We start from the raw sequence: 25,595 nt of genomic DNA, 5'->3' as shown, positions 1-25,595 counted from the left end.
CGCTGTCCAGCAGCGGAAAGTGCCGGCAGTGTGCCCGGTGATTGTTGCAGGCGGGTTTCAGGTCAGTTCGAAAATGGCTCGGGTAGCCAGTCGGACATGATCGTTTCAAAGGGCCAGGGGCACGCTTTCGGGAAACCGTCCAATCCGGTTTCCCTGCCGGCCAGGTCGGTGGCATCACCCCAAACGTACTGCCACCATTCCGGGTCAGCCACGTCGTGTTTGAGGCTGGGCGTTTTGCGAAGGCGCCAAGCAATAGCCTCACGTTGCACGTTGATGGTGTTTTTCCAGCTTGCGCCGCGCCGCTCCGATTGGAACTGCCACTTTAGTAAATGCGCCAGCAAAATAGCCATCCGGTTGGCCAGTTCCCGCTGTTCACTCTTGCCCACGTCCTCGATCTCCTCGGCGATATGTTCAAGGTCGAGCTGCTCGAATTTACCGGCGCGTATCAACGCGGCCTGTTCGTTGGCCCACGCAACGACGTCCTGCTCATAACCGATACGGCTCATGGCTTTTTCTCCTTATGCTTGCGGCTGTGATTTTGCGCTTTTCCGCTTTTCCTGTCGTTCAGTCATGCGGGCTTGCGTGCACAAAAACAAAAAGACCGGGAAAAAATCCCGGTCCTTTTGCCAAAGCTACCCGTTTGCGGTTGCGGACATAGCCGCCACCCGGGCTTTTCCTGTCGCTGCTGTTAGCCGTATAAGTCTTATCGGCAGCTGCGCGGAAAAGTTGAATTCTCGCCACCGATCTTCATCGACCGATATCGATCAAGGTCTCGCTATGCCCATTGCACCGCAAGTACAGGGCGGCATGGTAGCGCAGCGATTGCGGCGACTCGGGATCGTGGATCAACTGGCGTGCATACGCGGGTGTCAGCGCCTGGCCATATAGGTAAAGCGACTGCCCATCCGTCGTGGGATCAGCCACGCCAAGCGAAGCCAGCGCCCGACGCAATTTGGCCGGATCGGGCCAGAGCAAATCAATATCGGGATCGTGCTTGCGTTGGATCGGAACATCGGGGTCGGAGGCAGGGTCGGGGAAGTCGCCGTGTTCGTCCGCTTCGAACAGGTCTTCAACCGCAGGGGCGTGCTGCCACAGGGCTTCGGATTGGTCCGAACCGGCAAGGGGGCGTCCGGTCAGGTGGGCCAACACATCCCCTGCCAGGCGCGCCAGATTCGTGGACGGCTCCAGCAAGGCCGCGCGCAGGGCATCGTCCTGGCTGTGCTGCTCCACCAGATCAAGTAAAACAGGCAGCCAACCCAAATCGCCGCTGTAGCGGATTGCGTTCAGCGCACTTCGCTGGTGCGAGGGTAAATGTAGAGCGGCGGACAGACTTTTCCTGAGTATTTCACGCGGCAAGCGCTGGGCAAGTACCGCCAGGGCATGCTGGGTCAGCGCACCGGTCGGGTTCTCGGACGTCCAGCGTCCCAGTGTCGCGATACCTTCGTTGCGACCCAGCAGGCAGAGCGAAATGGCGGCCCAATATCTGCAGACCGCATCTGTCTCGCGGGCAAGGTCGATTGCGCCTGGCAGCATATCGACCAGCGTATTGCGCCCCAGCTCGCCCACGGCGCGTAGCGCCCTGGCGCGTACCAGCGGATGGGCATCCACCAGATAGGATTGCAAATCTTCATCGCTCAACAAACCACCGCTCACGCCGGCAGCCAGCGCAGCACGCCGAAAAATGGGCTGCTCGGAAGCCAACCAGCGAGGTACCAGCCACTTCAAACCGGCTGCATCCAACTCGGTCGCGGCATGACCCAGTCCCTGGGCGATGTCGCGTTCCGCATCCTGGCCGAACTGTTCGCAGGCCAGTTGCTCCAGCGCCTCCAGCATGGTCAGCCTTGGTGATTTAGCAGTGGCCGCCTCAAGCGCCAATACGCCCGCCACGAATGCCTCGTCGGCGGTCTGCCACTGCTGCACGCGCGCCCACACAGCCTGCCAGCCCGCGCCGGAGATGCCATCCTGCGATGCGCTTTCGCGCTGGGCTACCCGTAAGCCTTCGAGGTTGGCATCCAATAAGTGACGGAAACGCCTACGGGATTGCGGGGTATGTTGGCTACTGAAGGTCGCCTCGCGACCATGCGCCCAGTAGAAGGCCGCATCTTCGGCATGGCGTGCCACAAGGGGAAGCAAAACAGTCAATTGGTGTACTTTCGTCTATCGGACGATCGCAGTGAGAACAGCGAAGTCCGTTTGCAGCACCGGCGCCCCGGCTTCGAGCCGGCTCGAAACGGCACGGTCGAAACCAGGACATCAACACCTAGCTAGTCTTCCAGATCGTGCCGGCTGAACAGGACTTCCCACTTTGTGCCGTCGAATAGGGCAGCGCCATCGGGGCCGGCTGTCAGCATCAAGGTCTTGTCCGGCGAGATATCGATTGCGCCGGATACCAGTTGAACATCCGCCGGCACTGGCGCCCGCACCAATTCCGTGCCGTGCCATTCCCACAGGCCGTAATCCGAACCGCACCAGAGTTTGCCGGCGAACCAGGCGATATCCTTCCAAGGCACGCTGTAATTACCGTCGGACAGCTTTTTCCAGCTATTCTCGCGCCCCACATAGAGCGATCCCATATTGCCGCCAATATAAACTTTGCCATCGTCGCCGCAGCAAACGTTATACAAGCGCTCATTGGAAGGGAAGCTGCATTGCGACCATTTCTTTCCGTCGAAATGCCACACATCTCCCGCGCCCCCGATGGCGTAGATATCGTTCTCGCTATATCCCGCCGCATCGTTCCAAATAAAGTCTCCCATATTCGCATTACCATTTGCGTAATCCGGCGGAATCGGCAAGCTGGCAGTAATATCGTGCCATTTATCTATTCCCAGCCGCTTATGCATGCGACGCGGCCCACCAACGGTGTAGATGCTACCGCCAATACGAACCACCTGGGAAATGACTGCGTTCAGTTCACTACCCTCAAGCGCCACGGGGTGCTTCTTCTCTTCTTCGCTATGAGGCGGGTTATAGCCATAGGTATTCCCCCCAGATCGACCGCCGTAAATTCGGTACTCGGACTTTCCCCATAGGCAATTCGTGCAAAATCAAAATGAGGCAACTGAATCCGATAGAATCTGTTTTCCATCGGACGCTCCATACGCGCCACGACCACCCGCATCTCCGGCATGGGGTCACGATGTGGGCTGTCGGTTATCTCATACATCAAGAATGCGTATCGGCGGTCAAAACCAATTGCACAATCATAACCTGAGAAGCCACTACCGAATCTACTCCACTTTTCACGGTCAAAAATAGGCACTGCCAACCTCCTCTCTTACACATAATTTAAATAGCGATTACAAATCACCGTCGGTCGACGTCGGCCCGCCATTTGGCATACCCGAATGCGGCACCACTTTGGCATCCTTGAGTTTCTTCTCGCAATCATCTCCTGGGTTACCGCAGGTGTACATCTTGCAATAAGATTCATCGAGCTGCGCTTCGAGGCACTTTACATCACAACCGTAAGCCACGCTGATTTCGTGGGCAAGCAGGCTCCGGGCTTTGGTGTAGTCCATTTCCGGCTTCGCCTGGAAAGGCTTCACCGCCTTTGCCGTCGCGGCATGCATGACTCCGTGCGAACCACTGGTATTGTCACTACCCTCCAGGCAGATAGTCGGTGCCGGACCTTCCTTGTACTTATCCCAACATTTTGCCGTCGGCTTTTTATCGCGCGGCATATCGGCAATTTTCAGATCCTCCAGCGGCTTCTCACCCTTATAGGAGGTCTTCCACTTATCGAAAGCGCTGTTCTGGACGGCCTTGTCGCCGTTACGGAACATGGCATCCGGCATAAGATGGTGTCCGGTCTGTCCAGGACAGCAACCTTTTCCTGCCCAGTTATTGGCTGCCGTGGTTTTGTTGTAAGGGATCAACGAGCATTTACGCGCGCGTAGACAAGGGTTGGCGGCACCGTAGGCACCCTGTACGCCGGCCATGACTTCGCGTGCGACTTCACCTTGGCGCTTCTTATCCAGATTGCCGTAGTTTTTGAGTTCGTCCTTGTACTTGTCCAGCACTTTGGTGACGTTCTGCGACTCCTTCTTCAGCTGCTCGACCGTTTTCTTCAGGTCGGCCAACTCGTCCTTCATCGTGCTCACGGTCGTCGCCACTTCATAGCCGGTTACCGCAACGTCCACGGCCGTCAGCACCCAGCCGACCACCGGAATCCAACCGGTCAAGCCTCGGCGAGCCGCCATCTTGACTACCGTCTTGGTGGCGTACTCGGTTACTTCCTTTTCCATCTTGGCGATGACTTCGTTCTTTAGCTGGCTGGCCGCTTGTTGCATCAACTTACCGGTATCGCCAAATTCCTTGTACCAATTCTCGAAGTCCTCGCCCGGCTTGGCCAATAGTGGCCCGCAATGATCGGTGACCCATTCATGGGCTTTGTCGGCCTTATCCTGTTTACCCGTGGGAACGCCCTTGCCCTTCATATTCTTCTTGGAATCGGCCGCGCAGCGCTTGGCAATGCGGTCTTGATCTTCCTTGCATTTCGTTTTGGTATCCTGGCTCGACATATAATAAGTCGGCGGCGTATTGGCGGGGCTATTGTGGTTGTGCGTCACCATATCGAGGTGGCGCGTGACCGCAAGCCCCTCGATAAACACATTCGGGCTCCAGCCGATAAAGCGGCACTTGCCTTGCACGCTGGTGGAAACGGTCCCGCGCTTAAGTCCCTTGGTGGCCGCTTCATCGCCATAGCTGGTGGAGAAATAGCTCTTGTCTTCCAGGCAGACTTCCATGCCCTTGATAAATACCGTACGCGAGCCCTTGGTAATATCGCCGGCTTTGCAGGTATTCATATAAGGCACCGGCACGCCCGGCATGGGGGCGCCCGGCGAAAAGCAGGTGTCTATCGCCAGGTTGGACGTGCCGCTGGCGCTCTTCGCGCAAATCTCATTGTTATTGGCAAATACATTGTGCGACATGGCCAGTCTTTCTATCCAGGGCAGGTTTATGCGGCGGTAAGCACCAGGGCTGCCCGTGGACTGCTATTGCTGCTCAGATGAATCAGGATATTTTCGCCCGCCGCCCATTGCTTGCGTACCTGGTCAAGCGCCAGCACCAAGGTGAGCGGCCCCATCGCGGCGCCGATATGGCCGACGCGATTCATGGGCGTCGTAAACAAATAGCCTTCGGGCGAACGTTGCCGCAATAGGCGTGTCCAGGCATAGCTGGCCTCTTCGAAGAAATAGCTCTCGGCGGTCGCATCGGACATCCGGTTATGGACATCGTGCGCCTGCAGCTCCGCCTCGCCAAGGGCTTGGGCGATGGCCGTGGCAAGACCGCGTCCGCGGCTGGGTTGCCGAGACGATAAGGTGGCGCTCTCTTGCGCCAGGCCGATCCCTCTCAGCCGCAATATCGCCGCGGCAGGCTCATCCTCCCGTCCATCGGCACGGCGGCGCGCCAAGGCGGCATCGGACCGAACCACCAGGATGCAGGCGCAGGCTTCGCCGGGAATGAAACCATCGGCATTGGCTGAAGTCAGGATTCGCCCTTCCTGCAAGGCCTGGCGAATATCGTTCCCGTTAAGCAGGCTATCGAGGCCGGCAATCAAAACAGCTTGCACACCGCTTTCCTGCGGTGCCGCAAGTAGCTCGCGGCTGTATTTGAGCATCACGGCCAAGCCGGGCGTACCTACTTGCGTGATCCGGCTGGCGGCATGGAAGGCCATGCCGGCGGTGGCCTGGCAGGTGTCGAAGACATGGCGGAGCAGCGCCTCGTCCACGCCAGGACGGCTGCCCTCGGGGCCTACCAGCAGCAGTGCCGTCTGTGCTGGGTCAATGCCGCCGGCCGCCTCGCTGCACTCGCGTACGGCGCGCACGAACATGGCTGCCAGCTTGTCCGGGCCGCCCTGTATCACCTCGTCGTCCTCGGTACCCGTGAGTACCGCCGTTGGGACCATGGCACCCAGTACGGGTTCGCCTTTGCTATCCACGAAGTGGGTTTCACGAAAATTATTCAAGCTGGCCCGTATCGCCGCACAAGTGCTGGCAGCGCTCAATCCGATCGAGCTGACGGCACCGGATGCAATAACGGACAGTTCCGTGCTGATACTCATGCCGCTTCGCTTTCGCTGTCGAGTTCATCATCGACCAAGGCCGTATCCACCGGCGCCAGATCCTTGTCATCCGTCTCGACGCCGTGGCAACCACAATCTTCCGCGCCATATACGCGGCTTTTCCACCAACGCTTACAGATACTGCCTGCCGCTACGGTATGGATCTCGTGCAGTCCCCGCGACAAAGGCAGGCTGGCGCGCCAAACCACGTCGATTGTCATCGTATCGGTGTCGATCACCAGGGTATCGACCACCGGGTGCAATACCACGGGATGGCGATTGGCGGGAAGGGCAACCATCGGCAAATCCAGGCTGGGCAAGGTGAACGGGGTCACCCCGCCACCGGGCGTCAGATTGAGCAGCACAAGCTGCTCACCGCCGCGGGGAAAGGGGATTTGCTGGTCCAGCGGCGCGCATTGGTAGAAGCGCTCGTCGAAGTCGGCCGGCAGCAAGGGGAATACCTCGTTGCGCCACTGCTCGTCGTAGGTGCCGGCCAATGCCAGGCGCGGCGCCCAATTCCTGGCGATCGGACCCAGCGATACCGGCGTATAGAGTGTTTCGGGAGAGTCGACACGCTCGTTATGCGCCTCGATATTCGGGCCAAGCTTGCCTTCGAGCAAGGACAGGAATTTTCCCTTGGCATAGCCGCGCCCAACCAGATTGGCAGGATGCGCCAGGAAGTCCTTCGGATCGTCCGATTGTATGTGTTCGGCAGTGTATAGGCCGCCAAAGGCATTGCCGTAGCTGACCGGCAGGCTGAGGAACGGCTCGGCGCTGCCAAGCGACCAGAAGCCGCCCAACCTACGTTGCCACTGCCGGTCGCCGAGGACGCGTACGATCTTTTGTATCGGTCCCAGCTTGATACCGGCTTCCAGTTCCCGCACCGGCCGGCCCTTGGGTGCATGCGCCGAACCCTTGAAAATGACGTCGCACGCCTGTTTCCTGAACACGAAGTCGGATTCGATATGGGCCGCCGACAAGCCCGGTTCCCCTTCGAACAGATCGCTGGCCAGGAAGCCGCGCTGTACTTCAGCCAGGCGCGGCGGCCCATCGTCCCGCGTTTCGATTTGCCAGCTGGCTTTGGCCATGACGACCAACCAGGGCCGCCCTTCCCCATCGAGGGCCTGGCTTGCATCCAGCAGATAGCGACTGCCATTGATGACTTCCATAGCTATCCCTGGCTCAATTGATTTGTACCGCCGCACCTTTGATGCGTTGCGTACCGGTGGAATGATTGGAGATATAGTCGCCGCGCAACAGTATCTGTCCGTCGGCCGTCAGCGTAATACTTGCCCGGCCGCATGACAGTTTGATGGACTGGCGCGCTTCGATATGCACCATATTGCCGTCCACGCTGGCTTCGAGCGGCTGCGGGGCCACGGCCTCCATAGCCGCGACCTGCGGCTGCCAGACTAAGCCCAGCACCACGCCCGGGCTGGCTGGACCGACCGGCATGCTGAATGCGACGGTCTTGCCGACATCCGCCACGGTGATCGGGACGAGGCTGGCCGCCATATCGACCAGGCCGACTCCGTCCACGTGCAGACGGGGCAAGCCGGCAGCATTGAGCGAAACGATCTCGCCCAGGATAAGCGCACCGGCCGGCGCCGGTTGCGCGGCATGCCCGGTGGCCTTTTGCAAAAGCAGTTGCAAGGGGTCGCTTGGCACTCGGTCCTGCTCGGTTTCGGCTTGATCGATTGTCTTGCTGGCCGGATGAAGTGACATGGTTAAGCTATCCGTTTTGCTTGATGTTCTTGCCCTGCATGGCGATATCGGATTTGGCCTGGACCTGGACTTCACCCTTGGCGATGACATTGATGTCCTTGCCGTTCAAGGTGATTGTCCCATCCGCCTTCATCGTGATCACACTTTTGCCGACCTTCAATGTGATCGAATCCTCGTCCATCTTGATCGAGCTGGCCCCACCCGCGGTGAGGAGGAAAGTCTCCCCTACCGTCACGGTCTTGCTGAGTCCCACCTGCTCCTTCTGCCAGGCCGCCACGACGGTATTCATAAAGGCACCCACGTTCAAGCTGTAGGCGGCGCCGACATTGGTCATCTTGGCCAGCCCGACATTCTCCACCGAGGCCAGGGCGACGGTTTCCATCTTGGCCTTGCCGACCGTGATGGTCCAATTGCTGCCGATATCGAGTGTCTTGTTGCTGCCGATCGTAATCGACTCGTTGTCGCCGATATTGATCGTCTCGTTCTTGCCCACCGTCAGGCTACGGTTGTCGCCGACCGTGATGGTCTCGTTCTTGCCCACGTCCTCGGTACGGTTGTCGCCGATCGAGATGGTCTCGTTATGGTCCACCCGCTCCTTGCGGTTGTTGTGCACCGTGATGGTTTCATCGTTGTCCACCGTCTCGGTCCGGTCGTGCTTCACCAGTACCGTTTCGTCGTGGTCCACCGTCTTCTTGCGGTCGTGCCCAACCCAGTGGCTTTCGTCGTTCTCGACTTCGATGCGCTGGTCCTTCTCCGCATGCAGCCACAGCTCTTCCGCGCCCTTCTTGTCTTCGAAGCGGATCGCATTGGCGTGGTCGTACGCGCCGCCCTGGGTCGAGCGGGTCAGGATGCCGGACTGGGTCTTGTTGGCCGGCAAGTCCCACGGCGGCATCTGGCCGGCGTTGTAGACCCGGCCGGTGATCAGCGGCTGGTCGGGATCCCCTTCCAGAAAGGACACCACCACCTCCTGGCCGATACGCGGCAGCGACATCGCCCCGAAATTCTGCCCGGCCCACGGTTGCGAGGAACGGACCCAGCAGGAGCTGTGCTGGTTGCGGCCGCCACGGCGGTCCCAGTGGAACTGCACTTTGACGCGGCCGTATTCGTCGCAGAAGATTTCTTCGCCCGCCGGACCCACCACCACCGCCGTCTGCGGACCCTGCACAAAGGGGCGCGGCGTGCTGCGGGCCGGCCGGAACGGCAGCGCGCTGGGCAGCGCATCGATCTGGCAGCTGGCGACCCATTCGCCTGCACCGGACTGGTAGGAAGCTTCCGCCCAGCTCAGATGCGCGCTGGTCACCAGGTATTCACGGTTCTGGTCGGCGCGCGGGTGGTCGAACAGGGTGAACAACGAACCGACCGGCAGGCCGCGCACGGTACCTTGGCCGGTGGCGGTTTCCTGGCGGGCCTGCGCTTCGTCCAGGCGAATGCGGGCGTAGTGCTCGCCCAGGCCCGGGTCGACGTATTCGCCCGGGTAGTCGAACACTTCGTGGTGCGCTTCGCCGTGGTTGCGGTCGATCTTGGACCGTACGGTCAGATCGGCGCGGGGCTTTTCGAAGTCGTAATCGGTCAGTACGAAGTTCACCGGCTGGACCGACTTGCTGTAATGCCAATGTTCCAGATGCTCGCGGTCGGTGGTCATGCCGCCATCGCCGCCGCCCTGCTCGAACGGCACCTTGGCATAGCCGGGCGCCGGCTTGTGGGCAGATAGCGCATCGGCCAGGATCAGCGTGTGCGCGCCTTCGGCGTGTTCGAACCAGAAGTAGATGCCTTCCTGCTCGCACAGCCGCGCCACGAAGTTGTAGTCCGACTCGCGGTACTGCACGCAGTAATCGACCGGGGCGTAACTATGGGTGGTACGCACGTCGAACTTGGCGATGGCGTGGTCGGCGAAGACCGTGCGGATGATATCGATGGGGTTCTGGTGCTGGAACACCCGGCAATCGACGGTGCGCGACAGGAACCACAGCCAGGGCCGCAAGGTGGCTTCGTAGCGGTAGTACTCGCCCTCGCGGCCGGTCAGGCTGATCTGGCTGACAAAGAGATTGAGGTGGCGGACCGCGCCCAGGGCGACATCGGTGCTGACGGTAATGGCCTGCCCGACCACCTTGTCCAGGGCCAGGTCGGCGCGGCGCGACAGCGCCACCAGCCGGTATTGGCCCAGCTGGCCCAGCGCTTCGAAGCCGTCCAGGCTACGGAAGATCAGGGCTTCGGGACCGAGCGGCGTGGTCAGTTGGATATTGCGATCATCGAACATGGGATGTCCCTGCTTGTCCGTTGTAGATGGCGCGCTCAAGCTGGCGCGGCGTTTAACTTATTCCCTGTCGGGGCATTACCCGTCCGCCAATTCGCGGCACGGTCGGGCTCAATTCATACGGCACCGGGTGCCATGCCCCTTAGCGAAGTACCCGCCAATAAGGGCGATCTTTATAAAAGGCGTAGGCGATGGTCGATACGGCCAGCGCCGAAAAAGCAGTGGTAAAAAGATAATTATCTCTGAAGATCGACAGGCCGACGGTGACCAGCAGGGAAAAGACGATCCAAAAGAATCCGGCCCGGAAATTCAGCAGCAAGAGCAGATAGGCCACCGCATCGGCAAGCCACCAAAGCGGGATCAGCTTCATCGCGTCGCTGCCGCCCTGCATCTTCATCACCATCGGCATGGCGATGGCCAGTCCCGCTGCCATCAGCAGATTGCAGACGATGCCGGCTTTGCAGATGGACCGGACCAGCTTATTCACACTTGCCTCCACAGAACTCCTCGGCAAAGTGGGCGATATTGCGATAGCGCTTGGCGATCATTTCACCGATTTGCAGGCCGAGTGCATTGGGCCGATGCGACAGGCCGGTGGTCGAGTCGCCGGTGAACAGGGAAATAGCCTTCTTGGCCGTGACCCAGGCGATAAAGCCCATCTTGGCGTCCATGCCCTGCTTGGTCAGCGCGTAGCCCACCTCGATATATTCGGTATCGACGTAGTAAGGCAGGCGCGGATCCTTGAACTCGGAGTTCTCGATACCTGGATCTTGTGGATCGCCACCGCCGGTTACCGGGTTATGGCTGATCACCAGCTCACCACGCACCAGTTTCTTGCGGTCGATGATCTCCTTCACGAACACCATCGTGCCCTTCTGGTTCTCGTAGGCCGCCAGTTCGAACAGGGCATGGCAAAGCGTCTTGCCGGTGGCGACACAGCCAGCCCCGATCGGCCGGTGGGCCGGCGCGGACGCAGCCACGCCGATACCGGCGGCGCGCGCCGGCGCGATACGCTGGCGTATGCCTTGATCATGCGAAAGCGGGGCAATATCCATGCCCTGCGGACCGGGGATGCGCTGTCCTGCCATTTCAGTTTTCCACCGTATCGAAACGAATCACCCGCGTGTCGAGCAAGGCATGCTCGCCCACATCGGAAGCGAATTCGCGTTGGCCCAGGCCAAACCAGGTGTCGCTATGCGGCTGCAGCCAGCGCGTGGCGCGGGCCATCGCCAGCGGCGCGCCAGCCGAGGTCGAGCCGGGATAGCGCACCGGCACCAGGGCGGGCGTCTGCTGGCCCCCGGCCAGATACAGTTCGGCCTTGAGCCAGACCAGATCGGCCAAGGACTCGGGCTTTTCCAGTTCGACGGCAATCAATCTTTCCATCGGCAGCCAGCGGTACTGGCCTTTGACGATGACTTCCAGGACCGGACCCAGCCGGCTATCGCCGTCGGCCAGCCAGGCAAAAGGCTGGTCATCGATATGGCCGGAATGGGCGGGCGCCTGCTCCAGCGCCTCGGCGCGCAAGCTGGCGGCGGCGGCGTGGTTGGCACCGGCGTCCAGGCGCAGGGCCTCGATCATCTGGGCCAGCCAGGGCGAGGGATCGCCTATCACCACCGGGCTTGCTTGCCCGGCGAAAACATCGGCACGTGCCCGCTCGGCGGTTAGCACATGCTGATAGAAATGGGTAAACGTGGCGAAGTCGCCATAGAGCTTGGATAGCGTATCCAGCTGTTGGCCGGCCCGCTGCCAATCGCCCAGGATGGCCAGCAACTGGAACAGGAATACGCGCGGCTCCGGCGCCGCGGGGGTGCGCCGCACTTCGGCCTGCAATGCCTCCAGCGCTTCGGTGGGACAACCCTGCTTGATCAGGGCTTCTGCATTGGACGGTACGGTCATGATTCCTAGCTCTCTTGCCATCTAAACAACTGCATACAGGTGCCCGGATGGGATGGCACATACGCGCCATCCCTCCGGAAACCATCACCGGATCAAGGCCGAAGCCTTCTACCGGGATGGATCACCAGCGTATTACACCTTCTTGTTGGCCTTGATGTCCCACTCGGACACCACGGCGCCGCCCTTGGGGCTGCCATCCGCGCCTTGAGGCTGGTACTCGACCTTGACCTTGGAGAAAGCCAGGCCCACGGAAGCCTTCAGGCCTTCGCCATCGCCATTGGTGCCGGCTGGGTTCACCGAGGTGACCAGCACGTCGGTCATGGTGATCTTCAGGTAGTCGAGAGGCTTTTCACCGGCCTTGCGAACGACCAACACAGCCTTGGGGATGTGCTTGCCGGACATACAGGCCTGGATCAGGATCGGGGTAGCCTTGTCCACGAAATGGATGAAGCTCAGATCGTCAACGGTGACGCGACCCTGACCGCCGCCCGAACCCGAGTGCATGCTGGAAGCTTGTGCCATGCCCCAGTTGAACGACAGGAGTTCGATCTCGTTCTTGTGCTTGTCATCGCCGGACTCGCCTTCGATGCCATCGATCTTGAGGAACATATCCTTTGCCATTTATTGCTCTCCTTACTCTTCAAAAGCGCGCACTAGGCGCAGAAAATCTCCTCGTCATCTATCCGACCGATGCCGATGGGAGTTGATTTGCCGGGGCCGGGTGATGCCCCTTGTACAACCATGCCACTGCGACGGAATCGCGCGGGATTCGACCCTGTACCCATTTACCCGCGCCTTGCTGCATCCCGTCTTTCGGTACGACTCCTGCGAGCGCCGCATTCAAGCGGAAAAAATCCGCCCAGCGCTTCCCTTACTTACACACCACCGCCACCACCTTCAAAACCTTGCCGGACGGCAACAATTGCTCGGTCAACTCGCAGCTCTTCAGCTCGGGCGGCAGCGCCCGCGTCGCCAGCAAGGCCGTGTTCCGGTAGGCGCAAGCCAGCCAGTACTGCTGCCCGCCGTTGCTTGGCAGCCGCCAGACCGATTTGCGCTCGCGGCTGGTCTGCCGTGTCTGGTCCGGCACCAAGGTCGCCATTTCCTGTGGCGGACCGGAATAAAACCGCACACCATCCAGGCCGTAGCCGCCGCGCCCCTGATCGGCCACGACTTCCCATGGTTTGTCCAGCGTCCCTGCCTGTTCGGTCACCGGTAGCGACTCGGGGCAGCTCATCGCCTGCGATTCCGCCGCCGATGCCCCGCCGGACAGGCCGAGCAACAGCGCGCCGATAAGGAAATGGGTTCGGTATGCCATGGCGGGCTCCGTCCTACTTGATAACGTAAAAGGTGCTGGCGTCATTGCTGCGCGACGTGCCCTTGGGCTTGTTGAAATGGATGACCCGTTCACGCACTTCACCCTGCGCGCGCCATTGATCCAGCACCCGGATGCCATGGGCGTCGTGGCTGAGATAAATAGCGGCGTGCTTACCCAAGGTATCGGTCGGATAACGGCCATTTGCATCGAAGGTGGCGATGGCGGTGCCGCGGGCCAATTTCCCCGGCGGCAGATCGCTGATCTTGTCGCCTCGATTCCAACCGATGGTCGAAGGCGCGCTGGTGGTCTGCACGACGAACTCGACACATTCGGTATTACCCTTGGCATTCACAAACTTTGCCTTACCGAAGACATCCTTCTCGGCAATTCCAAGCAAATAAGGCATTTAAAATATTCCCTTGTTTTAAATTGAAGCGGCGCTCGCCGCAGCCAAATATAAATGTGAATAAAACCAAAACCCGCCATTTGTACTCCCCGCTACGGACGCGCAGCACCCAGGGCCGGCTCGAAAAGCGTGGCGAGGGGTATAAGCCGCAATGGGAGGTACTACAAGCCTGGTTGGCCGTCCCGACGTCGCCGGAACGGCCGGATACATACTGCTTAGGCGCCGCCTTCCTTGGCGGATGGTAATTTCGATACCAGGCGCAAGGAAACGGTCAAACCCTCCAATTGGTAATGCGGACGCAAGAAGAACTTGGCTGCGTAATAACCTGGATTGCCTTCAATCTCCTCAAGTATCACTTCTGCCGCGGCAAGCGGTTTTTCCGCCTTGACCGCTTCGGACGAATTACCGGGATCCCCATCGACATAATTGAGAATCCATTCATTCAACCAGCGCTGCATTTCGTCGCGGCTGGTGAAGGAACCGATCTTGTCGCGCACGATGCACTTCAGGTAATGCGCGAAACGGCAAACCGCGAACAGGTACGGCAGGCGTGCGGCCAGCTGCGCATTGGCGCTGGCGTCGGCATCCATGTACTCGGTCGGCTTTTGCAGCGACTGGGCACCGATAAAGGCGGCCAGGTCGGAGTTCTTGCGGTGCAGTAGCGGCATAAAGCCGTTCTTGGCCAGCTCCGCTTCGCGCCGGTCGGAAATGGCGATTTCGGTCGGGCACTTGAGGTCCACGCCACCATCGTCGGTCGGGAAGGTGTGGCAAGGCAGATTGTCCACCGTGCCGCCCGACTCCACGCCGCGAATGCGGGTACACCAGCCATACTGCTTGAACGAGCGGTTGATATTCACCGCCATGGCATAGGCCGAGTTCGCCCAGCCGAAACGTTCGTGGGCGGCACCGGCGGTGTCTTCCTCGAAATCGAACTCATCGACCGGGTTGGTGTTGACGCCGTAGGGCAGGCGCGCCAGAAAGCGCGGCATGGCCAGGCCGATATAGCGGGCATCTTCCGATTCGCGCAGCGAACGCCAGGCCGCGTATTCCGGCGTCTGGAAGATCTTGGTCAGATCGCGCGGGTTGGCCAGTTCCTGCCACGATTCCATCTGCATCACCGACGGTGCGGCGCCCGAGATGAAAGGACAGTGCGAAGCCGCCGCCGTGCGGCCGATTTCACGCAGCAACTCGACATCGACCGGGCTGTGGTCGAAGAAATAGTCGCCCACCATGCAGCCGAAAGGCTCGCCGCCGAACTGGCCGTATTCCTCTTCGTAGACACGCTTGAAGAACGGGCTCTGGTCCCAATTGGTGCCTTTGAAGCGGCGCAAGGTGCGATGCAGATCGGCCTTGGTGACGTTGAAGACCTTGATCTTCAGCATCTCGTCGGTTTCGGTGTTGTTGATCAGGTATTGCAGACCGCGCCAGGACGATTCCAGTGCCTGGAAATCGGCGTGGTGGATCACCAGATTGACCTGTTCCGACAGCTTGCGGTCCAGCTCGCCGATAATGGCTTCGATGGACTTGAACGCATCGTCGCCGATCAGCGTGGTACCGGCCAGCACCTGCTGGGCCAAGGTATGTACGGCCTGCTCCACGGCATTGCGGGCCTCGTCCGACTTGGGACGGAACTCCTTCTGCAGCAGATTGTAGAAATCACTTTGTTCGCCTTGCGCGGTCGCGCCGGCTGGTGATCCGAAACCTTGCAACTCGGTGGTCATCTTGCGTCCTCTCGCACTAACTTATTCGGCCACCGGAGCGGTGTCATCCGCCACGGTCTTGGGGGCGGCGGAGAGCGCGGCCAACAGCGCCGGGTCCTGCAGCAGCTTACCGATCAACGACTCGGCACCGTTCTTGCCATCCATATAGGTCAGCAGGTTGGCCAATTGCTGACGTGCTTCCAGCAGCTTGCGCAGGGGCTCGATCTGGCGGGCAACGGCGGCAGGCGAGAAGTCGTCCATGCTTTCGAAGCTGACATCGATACTCAGGTTGCCTTCGCCGGTCAGGGCGTTGGGCACGTTGAAGACGGCGCGCGGACGAATCGACTTCATGCGCGAATCGAAGTTGTCGACGTCGATCTCCATGAACTTACGATCGGCCACCGAACCCTGGTCGACTTCCGACTTGCCGGACAGGTCCGAGAGCACGCCCATTACAAATGGGAGTTGAACCTTTTTCTCGGCGCCATAGACTTCGACGTCGTACTCGATCTGCACGCGGGGCGCGCGATTGCGCGCAATGAACTTTTGTCCGCTATCGCTTTTAGCCATGGTGGATCCTTACATAACTGGGTGATGTGAATAATGACAACGAGGCCTTTTGGCCCCTTAACGATTAAGTCCCGCGGCGGCTTCCACCTGGCCCATGCCTTCGGGTGCCAGCTCGCGGATGATTTCCAGGAAATCCATGGTCATCAGCCTCTGTCCACGGCGCAGCAACAGCGGCGCCGGGTGGCCGGGTTCATGGGTTTCGAAGTAGACACAGGCAAGCTCGACCAGGCGAGCCGCTTCTTGTCGGCTGTTCACTGCGCTCGGCCACTGAACCGCTACCTGAGCGGCACCGGACTGCGCCGCCACGGCGCCCCCAGCCGGCATGGCCGCGCCCGGCAAAGCTTCACCCGGCGTAGCGGCGGGCACCGCCGCTGTCGCGGTCTTGCCCAGCGGATGGCGCAGCAGCTCGATCAGGCGCAACAGCGCCGTGAAGTCCAGGCCATGGTAGGGCGTATGCTCGTCCAGCAATTCGGTAATCGTACCGGCCGCCGTACGGGCGCGTCCCAATTGCTCGGCCAGCCGCTCGGCCTGGACGGAATCGGCGACGACCAGGCGGTTGATATCCGCTTCGCTCAATTCGCCCGACTCCGCGCCGGAGCGTCCCGCCAGGGCCGCCTCGACGTCCTTGACCAGGCAACCCGCCAGCCCGCGCACTTCCATATAAGTAGATTGGCGCAGATCATTCAACACCGCATCGACGCTGGACAGCGCCGACAGGGCATTGATGCGCATGGTGGCATCGCCGTCTTCCAGCTCGGGGTGCAGATCGGACCAGTAGGAGGAGAGCAGGCCGGCAAGCAGTTCCAAACCGGACGCTAAGCCGGCCACGCCATCTTGATTGATGGCGGCGCGGGTACGCAGGGTGGCAAGGCGCAAGTCCTTGCTTTGACGCAGCAGGCCGTCGCTTTGCTTGGCCACGGCGGCCCAATCGGGCGCGACGGCGGCGATGACGGTGTCGCCGAACTGTTGTTCAGGCGTGCCGACCACCAGGGATTCCAAGGCAAGGAATTCCTGGCTGTATTCGAGGTTCTGGCCGCAAGGCGCCGACGCATCGACGGGCTCAAGCAGCGGCGCAATATCCATGTGCATCATTTCCCTCCCCTACACTAAAAAGTGTCGTGTAGTTTTTTGTTAACTGGTGATGCTATGGCAAATCACTGCACTAGACAAATGTCATTTTTCACCATTAACCATTAACCGTTCGCTAATTTTCATCGCAGTTGACCAGCTCGCACCGTTTGTGTCATTTTCCCCCTCCTGCTGGCTGTTTCCCGGTCCGCATCCGAATATAATCGTATTATTAATCAGCTGCTTGAGCACCCTTCGCGGTCCGGGCGGCCGCGCTGTTTGATATTATATATATCGCGCGCGAAGGTGCGTTATTGCGCCGCCCCCGATCCCCAAAAATACCGCCCGTCTTGAGGTGGGTCCAAGTGAGGAAAACCGTCATGAAACTCCCTCTTCCAAGGCTGGCACGCTGGGCCGCCGCCGCTCTGGGCGCACTGCTGCTCGTCGGCTGCGCCAGCAAGCCGGTCACCATGGACGGACTGATCTTTGCCTCGCCCAAGGTCAATCCCGACGCCAGCGGCCGTGCTTCGCCGGTGGTCGTCAAGCTGTTCCATCTGAAATCGCTGGCCAACTTCCAGACCAGCGACTTCTTCTCCTTATATGAGCGGCCGGCCCAGGCATTGGGCAGCGACTATGTCACGGTCGAAGAGATCGTCCTGACGCCTGGCATGAAGCAGCGCATCACCCGTCCGCTGGCGCCCGAGGTCCGCTACCTGGCGCTGATCGCCGCCTTCCGCGATCTGGAAAACGCGCAATGGCGCGGCACGCTGGATGTCAGCCAGGGTGACAAGGATCTGCCCCTGATCATCGAATTGTCAGACAACAAGGTCAGTATCCGCACTGCCGACGGTACCCGCGAGCTGGAAAAGCTGCAGGAGAAATTGGCGGAGAAGCGCGACGAAATGCTACGCAGCGCCGAGGAAGAGGCGAAGCAGGCCGCCAAGGAGCGTGCCCAGCAGGCCGTCACCAAACGCCTCAAGCGCCTGCCGCTGCCTTAACCATCCGGGGCCCCTGGCCGGTAAAACTTGCAACGGAATCCCACTATCGTGAAACACAATCGCGTCATCTGGAGCGAGGGGCTGTTCCTTCAGCCGCAACACTTCCAGCAACAGGAAAGACACGTGGAGCGGCTGGTAGCGGCTGCCACCATGAACGACTGGTTCTGGGGCTGCCAACAGTTGCGCCTGGACGGCGCGCGCCTGGTGATGGGCAAGCTTGGCCTGGAACGGGCCAGCGGCCGCTTCCGCGATGGCACGCCCTTCGATTGCGGCGGCGACGATCCGCTGCCCGCGCCGCTGGATGTGCCGGCCGACGTGCGCGACGAACTGGTCTTCCTGGCCCTGCCCCTGCCCAGCGACACCCACGCCAGCCACCAGCTCGATCCGGCCATGGCGGTGATGTCCCGCTATGTCGCACTGGCCAGCAAGGTGGATGACGTGACCGCGCCGGGCAAATCGGCCGACATGCTGCTGGGCCGCCTTAACTGCCGCCTTATGCTGGCGCGCGATATGCACGGCGGTTTCAGCGGCATCGCGGTGGCGCGGGTGCGGGAACGGCTGCCTAACGGCGAGCTAACCCTGGACGAAAATTTCCTGCCGCCGGCACTAAGCTATCAGGCACATGTGAGCCTGGAAAGTTTCCCGCGCGAGATCCTCGGCCTGGTGCGGCAGCGCGCCAACGCCCTGGCCGCCCGCATCGCCCAGCCGGGGCGCGGCAGCGTAGCCGAAGTGGCCGAATACCTGTTGCTGCAGACGCTGAACCGCTACTCGCCCGTTCTGGCGCAAGTGGTCGCCATGCCGGCCTCGCATCCGGCCGGTTTCTACCAGCTGGGATTGCAGCTGGCCGGCGACCTGGCGGTATTCGCCCGCGAAGACCGGCTGCCGCCCGAATTCCCCGCCTACGACGCCGACCGGCTCGATGCCAGCTTCGCGCCCTTGATGACGGAACTCCGGCGCGCCTTGGCGGTGGTCATCGACCAGAGCGCGGTGGCGATAGAGTTGCAGGACCGCAAGTACGGCGTGCGGGTGGCCATTACCCCCGACCTGGCCTTGTTCCGCGAAGCCAGCTTCGTCCTGGCCGCGCGCGGCCAGATGCCGGCCGAAGCATTGCGCCAGCGCCTGCCCAGCCAGATCAAGATCGGTCCGATCGACAAGATCCGCGACCTGGTCAATCTGCAGCTGCCCGGCATCGGCCTGCAGTCCCTGCCGGTGGCGCCTCGCCAGGTGCCTTATCACGCCGGCTACCATTACTTCGAGCTGGATCGCGGTCACGAGCTTTGGGCGCAGCTGGAGCGCTCCGGTGGCATCGCCCTGCACCTGGGCGGTGAATTCCCGGGTCTGGAACTGGCGCTCTGGGCCATTCGGCGCTGAAGCCCCCTTCCGCCCTATCGTACTTACTGGACACATGCATCATGGAAGCCGACTTCAATCTGCTCAAGCCCACGCCAGGCGGCTATACGCCCCAGGCACCCACGGCCAATTCCCAGGCCAGCATCGCCGACAGCTTCGACGATGAGCGCAAGGAACCGGTCAACACCGGCGTCAACCCGCTGGTGGCCTGCGCCAACCCCTTGCTGTATCTCGCCGGCCAGTTGCGCGCGACGCCGCAGCATGCCAACCCGGCCGCCCTGCGCGAATACCTGGCGGAGCGGATCCGCGCCTTCGAAGACGCGGCGCGCACCGCCGGCGTGCGGCATGAGCATGTGATCGCCGGCCGCTATGTCCTGTGCACGCTACTGGACGAGGTGGCCGCTTCAACGCCCTGGGGCGGCTCCGGCATCTGGGCCAAGCACAGCCTGCTGGTGATGTTCCATAACGAAACCTGGGGCGGCGAGAAGTTCTACCAATTGCTGTCCAAGCTGGGCGAGAACCCGGTCGGCAACCGCGACCTGCTGGAACTGATGTACCTGTGCCTGTGCCTGGGCTTCGAAGGCCGCTACCGGGTGTTGAACGACGGGGCCGCCCAACTGGAGCTATTGCGCCGCCGGCTGGTGGAAATGCTGCGGCAACAGCGCCCGGTCGGCGAGCGCGAACTGTCGCCCCATTGGCAGGGAGAAGTCGCCGTGCTCAAGCGCAGCGGCCTACGTATCCCGCTGTGGGTGACCGCGTCCGCCACCGCCTTGCTGCTGACGCTGGTGTATATGGGCCTGTCGCTGACCCTGAACCGCGATTCCGACCCGGTATTCGGCGATATCCAAAGCCTGCGCGCCCGCGTACCCACCCATGCACTGGACAAACCGGCGGCCGTACCGCGCCTGGCCGGCCTGCTGCAACGCGAGATCAGCGAGGGACTGGTATCGGTGGCCGACCACGAGAACCGCTCCGTCATCACCATTCGTGGCGACGGCCTGTTCGAATCGGGCAGCGCCGATGTCACCAGCGCTTATATGCCGGTATTGGCGCGCATCAGCGCGGAACTGGGCAAGGTCAACGGCCAGATCCTGATCAGCGGCCATACCGACAACCAGCCGCTGCGCTCCATGCGCTTCCCCTCCAACTGGCATCTGTCGCGCGCCCGCGCCGAAGCGGTCCGCGACCTGCTGGCCGAGTCGCTGCCGGCCAACCGCCTGCTGGTGGACGGCCGCTCCGATAGCGAGCCGGTGGTAGTCAATGACACGCCCGCCAATCGTGCGCGCAATCGCCGCGTTGAGATCACGCTGTTCGTCAGCAAATAGGCCCGACTGCACTCATCATGAAAAGACTGTTCCGCTTACTGTTCAACCGTTGGGTCCTGGTCGCGCTGGGCTTTCTCTGCCTGGCCGGCGTCATCTGGTTCGTCGGCCCCCTGGTCGCCATCGCCGAATGGCGCCCGCTCGCGCCGGTATGGGCACGCCTGGCGCTGCTGGGTGGATTGATCCTGGCCTATCTGCTCTACCTGGGCATAGGCTGGTGGCGCCGCTGGCGTGCCGGCCGTGCCCTGGAAAGCGGCCTGGTCGCCCAAGGCAAGCAGGTTCCCGCCGGCCAGGACAGCGAAGAAAACCAGCTACTGCAACAACGGTTCAGCGAAGCCCTGGGCATCTTGCGGCAGGCCCGCGCCCAGGAGCAGGGCAACACCAGCGGCTGGCGCAAGCTGCTGGGCCGCTTCGACAGCGAAGCCCATCTGTACCAACTGCCCTGGTATGTCATCGTCGGCGCCCCGGGCACCGGCAAGACCACCGCCCTGGTCAATTCCGGCCTGCGTTTCCCGCTGGCCGAGCACTTCCCCAGCGAAAGCGTGCGGGGCGTGGGCGGCACGCGTAATTGCAGCTGGCTGTTCACCGACCGTGCCGTCCTGCTCGATACCGCCGGCCGCTATAGCACCCAGGCCAGCGACAAGGTGGCCGACAGCAAGGAATGGGGCAGCTTCCTGCGCCTGCTGACCAAGCACCGGCCCCGCCAGCCCATCAACGGCGTGATGCTGACCATCAGCGCCGCCGATCTGCTGCAGAGCAGCAGCTTCGAGATCGAATTGCAGGCCTCGGCCCTGCGCAGCCGTATCAATGAATTGCGCGACGATCTGCAGATCGACTTCCCGATCTACGTGCTGGTCACCAAGGTCGATCTGATCGCCGGCTTCGGCGAGTATTTCGATGAACTGAGCGCCGAAGAACGCACCCAGGTATGGGGCATGACCCTGCCGCGCGGCCAGACCACTGCTCCGCGCGAACAGGCGGCGGTGGAGTTCGACAGCCTGATCGAGCGCCTGCACGGCCGTCTGGTGGAACGCCTGGAACGCGAGCGCGATGTGCAGCGGCGCACCCAGCTCTGCCATTTCCCGCAGCGTTTCGGCGTCTTGCGCGAGCCCTTGCTGGAATTCCTCAACCTGGTCTTCGCGCCTACGCCCTACCAGGCCACTTCCATGCTGCGCGGGGTGTATTTCACCAGCGGCACGCAAGAAGGCCAGCCGCTCGACCCGCTGTTCGGCCAATACAGCCGTGGCCAGCTGGATAGGCCGGCGGGCGGCAGCCAGGGCAGCGCCGGCCGGGGATTCTTTATCTCGCGCCTGCTGAACGATGTGATCTTCGCCGAGGCCCACCTGGCCGGCACCAACCGCAGCTGGCGCCGCCGCCGCGCCCTGTTGACCGGCGGCGGTTATGCCGGGCTGGCGGTGGCCGCCTGCGTGGCCGTGGCGGCCTGGGGCACCAGCTATGTCCGCAATAGCCATTATGTCGAACAGGTAGGTGGGCAACTGCCGGCCGCCCGCACCAAGGTCGAAGGCCTGGTGGTGGGTCAGGACGGCAAGCTGGCGGAATTGATTCCGGTATTGCACGCGGTACGCGATGTGACCGAGACCAGCGGGGTACGGCGCGACGCCGTACCGCTGTCGCTGCGCTTCGGCCTGTACCAGGGCGACAAGCTGGACGCCGCCGCCAAGAATGCCTACGAACGCCTGCTGCAGGATGCCCTGCTGCCGCGCATCGTCTATCGCCTGGAAGGGGTGCTGCGCGAAAGCCAGCACGATACCGACCTGCTGTACGAGGCCCTCAAGGCCTACATCATGCTGAAGGACAGCAAGCATTTCGATGCCGAAGCCTTCAAGGCCTGGGTCATGGTCGATTGGGAATCCAACCTGGCGCGGGAAGTCACCGCCGCCCAGCGCAACGAGCTGGAAGCGCATCTGGACGCCTTGTTGTCGCGCGGGACCCTCAACAGTCCGGTGGCGATGGACGAAAAGCTGATCGCCGATGCCCGCGATATCCTGCTGCGCAAGAGCCTGCCCGAGCGGGTCTATGGCCGGCTCAAGCGCATCGGTGTCAACGGTGTGGCCACCGACTTCAAGATTTCCGAGGTAGCCGGCCCGTCCGCCATGCTGGTGTTTACCCGTGCCAGCGGCCAATCACTGAGCAAGGGCGTACCCGGCTTCTTTACGGTGCGCGGCTACTATCACGGCTTCCTGAAGGAAATCGCCCCGGTGGCCACGGCCATGGTGTCGGAAGAACGCTGGGTGCTGGGCAACCAGCAGAGCGACGCCCAGGGCAAACCGCTCCCCGCCGCCGAACTGAGCAAGGTCAGTGACGCAGTACGGCGCATCTACCTGGAAGAGTACGCCAATACCTGGGACCAGTTCGTCAAGGACGTCCGGCTGGTGCATTTCGGCAATCTGTCGCAGAGCGTACAGGCGGCCCGCGTGCTGTCCGCCACCGATTCGCCGCTGCTGGCCCTGCTACGCGGGGTGGTGCGCGAGACCTCGCTGGCCCAGTACGCCGAAACCGCGAAGAACACCGTGGACAAGGCATCCGATAGCTTGCGCGAGAAGAAGGACGGCCTGCTCAAGCTGATCGGCCAGAGCAATACCCAGCAAGGTCCGGGCGTGGACTACAAGATGGAGCGGGTGGTGGACGACCGCTTCGAAGGCCTGCGCCGCATGGTGCAGCCGACCACGCCGAACGGCCCGGCGCCGATCGATGCCTCCATCGCCTTGCTGAACGAGTTCTACACCTTCCTGACGGCCACCGAGACCGCCGTGCAGGGCGGCGTGGCGGCGCCGCAGAGCGATCTGCCGACGCGCTTGAAGGCCGAGGCGGCGCGCATGCCGGAGCCGCTGCATGGCGTGCTGGATTCCTTGTCCAGCACGGGCGTGTCGCAGGCGCTGGGCGTGACCCGGCAGAATCTATCCGCCAACCTGGGCGCCTCGGTCGGCGAGTTCTGCAGCCGTGCCGTGGTCGGCCGCTATCCCTTCAACCGCAATGCCGCGGCGGAAGTACGGCCGGAGGATTTCGGCCGGCTGTTCACCACCGGCGGGGTACTGGATGACTTCTTCCAGAAGAATCTGGCCCAGTATGTCGATACCAGCCGCCGTCCGTGGACCTTCCGCCAGGTGGGCGAAGGCAATATGGGCGACGCCTCGGGCGCGCTGATCCAGTTCCAGCGCGCCGCCACCATCCGCGATGTGTTCTTCCAGAACGGCAGCCGCGTACCGGCCCTGCGGCTGGACTTCAAGCCGGTGGAGATGGACGCCAACGTGATCCAGGCCATCCTGGACGTGGACGGACAACTGATCCGCTACAACCATGGTCCACAGGTCCCGGTCACCATCAACTGGCCCGGCCCGCGCGGTGGCCATCAGGTCCGCCTGCAGTTCACCGGCCCCGGCGGCGCCGAAATCGGCGGCATGAGCTTTGAAGGCGGCTGGGCGCTGTTCCGTGCGCTGGATAAGGCGCAGATCACCCCATCCAATCAACCCGAACGTTTCCGGGTCAGTTTTGATATTGGCGGCAAGTCGATCCAGTACGAGGTAACCGCCTCCAGCGTACAGAATCCCTTCCGCATGGCCGAGCTGACGCAGTTCTCCTGCCCAGCCAAATTGTGAGCCAAGCATGAGTCAGGATCTTCCCATCGCCGGCTGGTACGGCAAGCTGCCTTCCCTCTCCGACTTCGCCTCGCGCCGGCTGGATAGCGGCTTTATCGATGCCTGGGACGGCTGGCTGCGGACCTCGCTGATGGCCAGCCGGGAAAAGCTCGGCCAGGCCTGGCTGGACCGCTATCTGACGGCACGCGTGTGGCGCTTTCTGCTGGCGCCGGGCGTGTGCGGCCAACCCGCCTACGCCGGCGTGATGATGCCCAGCGTCGATGCCGTCGGCCGCTATTACCCGCTCACCCTGTGCGCCGCCATCTCCGCCCCCTGGGCCGCCCGTTTCGCCCGGGCCGAGTCGCAATGCTGGTTCGACCAGATCGAGACGATCGCCCTGGCCGCCCTGTCGCGCAACCTCAGCCCGGAGCAGCTGGATGAAGCATTGGCGCGCGTCCCCATGCCGCGCGCCCGGCCGGAGGATGCCCAGCTCGATGCCGCTGCGCTGCAATTGGCCGAGGCCTGGCGCATGCAAGGCGGCCAACCCAGCCATGTCACCCTGACCGGCGGCCGGGCCCTGGCGGACCTGTTCAATAGCCTGGGCCGCCACACGTTTGCCCGCCTGAGCGACGGCAAATCGATCTGGTGGACCGGCAGCCGCGACTTCGAACCGATCAGCCTGGTACGCTTCGACGGCATGCCGCCGCCTTACGCTTATGCCCAGTTCCTCGCGGCCGGCAATGGCGAGGTCAGCACCGCACGCGCATGACGCGCCCAGCTTTGTTTTTCCACCCCTATCAGCACGGAATCCGCCGCCGCGGGCTATACCCATTCGCATGAGCTCGACCGCCGATCGCCTTCATCCCTCCCTGCTCGATCGACTGACCGATGACGAGCCCGACCGGACGTCCGAGGCGAGCGATTCGCGCAGTGCCCGGCGTAACCAGCTCAAGCAGGGCGTCCTGCGCGATCTGGTGTGGCTGCTCAACACCGTCAGGCCCGACCAGGCCCTGTTCGAGGGCCTGGACCAGGCGCGCGACTCGGTACTCAACTTTGGTTTGCCGGCCTTGTCGGGGCAGTCCATCGCCTCGCTGGACGGGCGCGATATGGAACGCGCCATCCACGCCGCCATCATCCGCTTCGAGCCGCGCATCGACCCGAGCTCGCTCAGCGTGCAATTGCTGCAGGCCATCGACGTCACCCATCACCACCAGGTCGGTTTCGAAATACGCGGCCGCCTCTGGTCCCACCCGCACCCGGTGGACCTCTTACTGAAAACCCAATTGGATGTCGAATGCGGCGAATTCCGCTTGGACGCGGATAGCTAA

General features: G+C 62.1%; 24 protein-coding genes. 6 read left to right on the top strand and 18 right to left on the bottom strand.

The window, feature by feature from the left end; all coding sequences use genetic code 11:
- Positions 1 to 62 precede the first annotated feature (62 nt).
- The 18 genes from FNU76_RS14805 to tssA all read right to left on the bottom strand — a co-directional run bounded on the left by FNU76_RS14805 (position 63) and on the right by tssA (position 17,016).
- A complete protein-coding gene (locus FNU76_RS14805) occupies positions 63 to 506 on the bottom strand; it encodes a DUF29 domain-containing protein (protein ID WP_144278917.1) in 444 nt (147 codons plus the stop codon).
- A gap of 241 nt (positions 507 to 747) precedes the next feature.
- Entirely contained in the window at positions 748 to 2,142 is a 1,395-nt protein-coding gene (locus FNU76_RS14800) for a HEAT repeat domain-containing protein (protein ID WP_144278916.1), read from the bottom strand.
- A 122-nt stretch (positions 2,143 to 2,264) separates the two neighbouring features.
- Complete coding sequence (locus FNU76_RS14795) at positions 2,265 to 2,756, bottom strand: hypothetical protein (protein ID WP_144278915.1); 492 nt, start codon at positions 2,754 to 2,756, stop codon at positions 2,265 to 2,267.
- Between the two features lie 152 nt (positions 2,757 to 2,908).
- The gene (locus FNU76_RS14790; RefSeq protein ID WP_144278914.1) at positions 2,909 to 3,262 is read right to left on the bottom strand and encodes a hypothetical protein; all 354 of its coding nucleotides are present in this window, start codon (positions 3,260 to 3,262) and stop codon (positions 2,909 to 2,911) included.
- Between the two features lie 37 nt (positions 3,263 to 3,299).
- Entirely contained in the window at positions 3,300 to 4,934 is a 1,635-nt protein-coding gene (locus FNU76_RS14785; protein WP_144278913.1) for a PAAR-like domain-containing protein, read from the bottom strand.
- A 26-nt stretch (positions 4,935 to 4,960) separates the two neighbouring features.
- Positions 4,961 to 6,067 (bottom strand): hypothetical protein, encoded by a 1,107-nt coding sequence (locus FNU76_RS14780; RefSeq protein WP_144278912.1) that lies wholly within the window; start codon positions 6,065 to 6,067, stop codon positions 4,961 to 4,963.
- Positions 6,064 to 7,236: a DUF2169 family type VI secretion system accessory protein gene (locus FNU76_RS14775; RefSeq protein ID WP_144278911.1), complete on the bottom strand. Its 1,173-nt coding sequence runs from the start codon at positions 7,234 to 7,236 to the stop codon at positions 6,064 to 6,066. Before FNU76_RS14775 ends, FNU76_RS14780 begins: the two co-directional genes overlap by 4 nt.
- A 13-nt stretch (positions 7,237 to 7,249) precedes the next feature.
- Complete coding sequence (locus FNU76_RS14770) at positions 7,250 to 7,792, bottom strand: hypothetical protein (protein WP_144278910.1); 543 nt, start codon at positions 7,790 to 7,792, stop codon at positions 7,250 to 7,252.
- Positions 7,793 to 7,799: 7 nt separating this feature from the next.
- Positions 7,800 to 10,049 carry a type VI secretion system Vgr family protein gene (locus FNU76_RS14765; protein WP_144278909.1) on the bottom strand — a complete coding sequence of 750 codons (2,250 nt, stop codon included), beginning with the start codon at positions 10,047 to 10,049 and terminating at the stop codon, positions 7,800 to 7,802.
- Between the two features lie 139 nt (positions 10,050 to 10,188).
- A complete protein-coding gene (locus tag FNU76_RS14760; RefSeq protein WP_144278908.1) occupies positions 10,189 to 10,479 on the bottom strand; it encodes a hypothetical protein in 291 nt (96 codons plus the stop codon).
- A gap of 46 nt (positions 10,480 to 10,525) precedes the next feature.
- Positions 10,526 to 11,134 carry a hypothetical protein gene (locus tag FNU76_RS14755; RefSeq protein ID WP_144278907.1) on the bottom strand — a complete coding sequence of 203 codons (609 nt, stop codon included), beginning with the start codon at positions 11,132 to 11,134 and terminating at the stop codon, positions 10,526 to 10,528.
- 1 nt (position 11,135) lies between these two features.
- Positions 11,136 to 11,942 carry a type VI secretion system accessory protein TagJ gene (locus tag FNU76_RS14750; protein WP_144278906.1) on the bottom strand — a complete coding sequence of 269 codons (807 nt, stop codon included), beginning with the start codon at positions 11,940 to 11,942 and terminating at the stop codon, positions 11,136 to 11,138.
- A 132-nt stretch (positions 11,943 to 12,074) separates the two neighbouring features.
- On the bottom strand, positions 12,075 to 12,563 hold the full coding sequence (locus FNU76_RS14745; RefSeq protein ID WP_144278905.1) for an Hcp family type VI secretion system effector: 489 nt from the start codon (positions 12,561 to 12,563) through the stop codon (positions 12,075 to 12,077).
- A gap of 250 nt (positions 12,564 to 12,813) precedes the next feature.
- Complete coding sequence (locus tag FNU76_RS14740; RefSeq protein ID WP_144278904.1) at positions 12,814 to 13,257, bottom strand: STY0301 family protein; 444 nt, start codon at positions 13,255 to 13,257, stop codon at positions 12,814 to 12,816.
- A gap of 13 nt (positions 13,258 to 13,270) precedes the next feature.
- Entirely contained in the window at positions 13,271 to 13,663 is a 393-nt protein-coding gene (locus tag FNU76_RS14735) for a BPSL0067 family protein (protein WP_144278903.1), read from the bottom strand.
- Positions 13,664 to 13,878: 215 nt separating this feature from the next.
- Complete coding sequence (gene tssC, locus FNU76_RS14730) at positions 13,879 to 15,384, bottom strand: type VI secretion system contractile sheath large subunit (protein ID WP_144278902.1); 1,506 nt, start codon at positions 15,382 to 15,384, stop codon at positions 13,879 to 13,881.
- Positions 15,385 to 15,405: 21 nt separating this feature from the next.
- The gene (gene tssB, locus FNU76_RS14725) at positions 15,406 to 15,933 is read right to left on the bottom strand and encodes a type VI secretion system contractile sheath small subunit (RefSeq protein WP_144278901.1); all 528 of its coding nucleotides are present in this window, start codon (positions 15,931 to 15,933) and stop codon (positions 15,406 to 15,408) included.
- Between the two features lie 57 nt (positions 15,934 to 15,990).
- The gene (tssA, locus tag FNU76_RS14720; RefSeq protein ID WP_223879029.1) at positions 15,991 to 17,016 is read right to left on the bottom strand and encodes a type VI secretion system protein TssA; all 1,026 of its coding nucleotides are present in this window, start codon (positions 17,014 to 17,016) and stop codon (positions 15,991 to 15,993) included.
- 365 nt (positions 17,017 to 17,381) lie between these two features.
- On the opposite strand from tssA, the gene tssJ reads away from it, so the two are divergent.
- From tssJ to tssE, 6 genes are all read left to right on the top strand, one after another.
- On the top strand, positions 17,382 to 17,999 hold the full coding sequence (gene tssJ, locus FNU76_RS14715) for a type VI secretion system lipoprotein TssJ (protein ID WP_144278899.1): 618 nt from the start codon (positions 17,382 to 17,384) through the stop codon (positions 17,997 to 17,999).
- A 48-nt stretch (positions 18,000 to 18,047) separates the two neighbouring features.
- A complete protein-coding gene (gene tssK / locus FNU76_RS14710) occupies positions 18,048 to 19,370 on the top strand; it encodes a type VI secretion system baseplate subunit TssK (protein ID WP_223879028.1) in 1,323 nt (440 codons plus the stop codon).
- Between the two features lie 41 nt (positions 19,371 to 19,411).
- Entirely contained in the window at positions 19,412 to 20,674 is a 1,263-nt protein-coding gene (locus FNU76_RS14705) for a DotU family type VI secretion system protein (RefSeq protein WP_144278898.1), read from the top strand.
- Positions 20,675 to 20,691: 17 nt separating this feature from the next.
- Positions 20,692 to 24,288: a type VI secretion system membrane subunit TssM gene (tssM, locus tag FNU76_RS14700; protein WP_144278897.1), complete on the top strand. Its 3,597-nt coding sequence runs from the start codon at positions 20,692 to 20,694 to the stop codon at positions 24,286 to 24,288.
- Between the two features lie 7 nt (positions 24,289 to 24,295).
- Entirely contained in the window at positions 24,296 to 25,036 is a 741-nt protein-coding gene (gene tagF / locus FNU76_RS14695; protein WP_144278896.1) for a type VI secretion system-associated protein TagF, read from the top strand.
- 67 nt (positions 25,037 to 25,103) lie between these two features.
- On the top strand, positions 25,104 to 25,595 hold the full coding sequence (tssE, locus tag FNU76_RS14690) for a type VI secretion system baseplate subunit TssE (protein WP_144278895.1): 492 nt from the start codon (positions 25,104 to 25,106) through the stop codon (positions 25,593 to 25,595).

This window comes from Chitinimonas arctica (genome assembly GCF_007431345.1).
GTDB lineage: Bacteria > Pseudomonadota > Gammaproteobacteria > Burkholderiales > Chitinimonadaceae > Chitinimonas > Chitinimonas arctica.
This window is presented reverse-complemented; position numbering and strand designations above follow the sequence as displayed.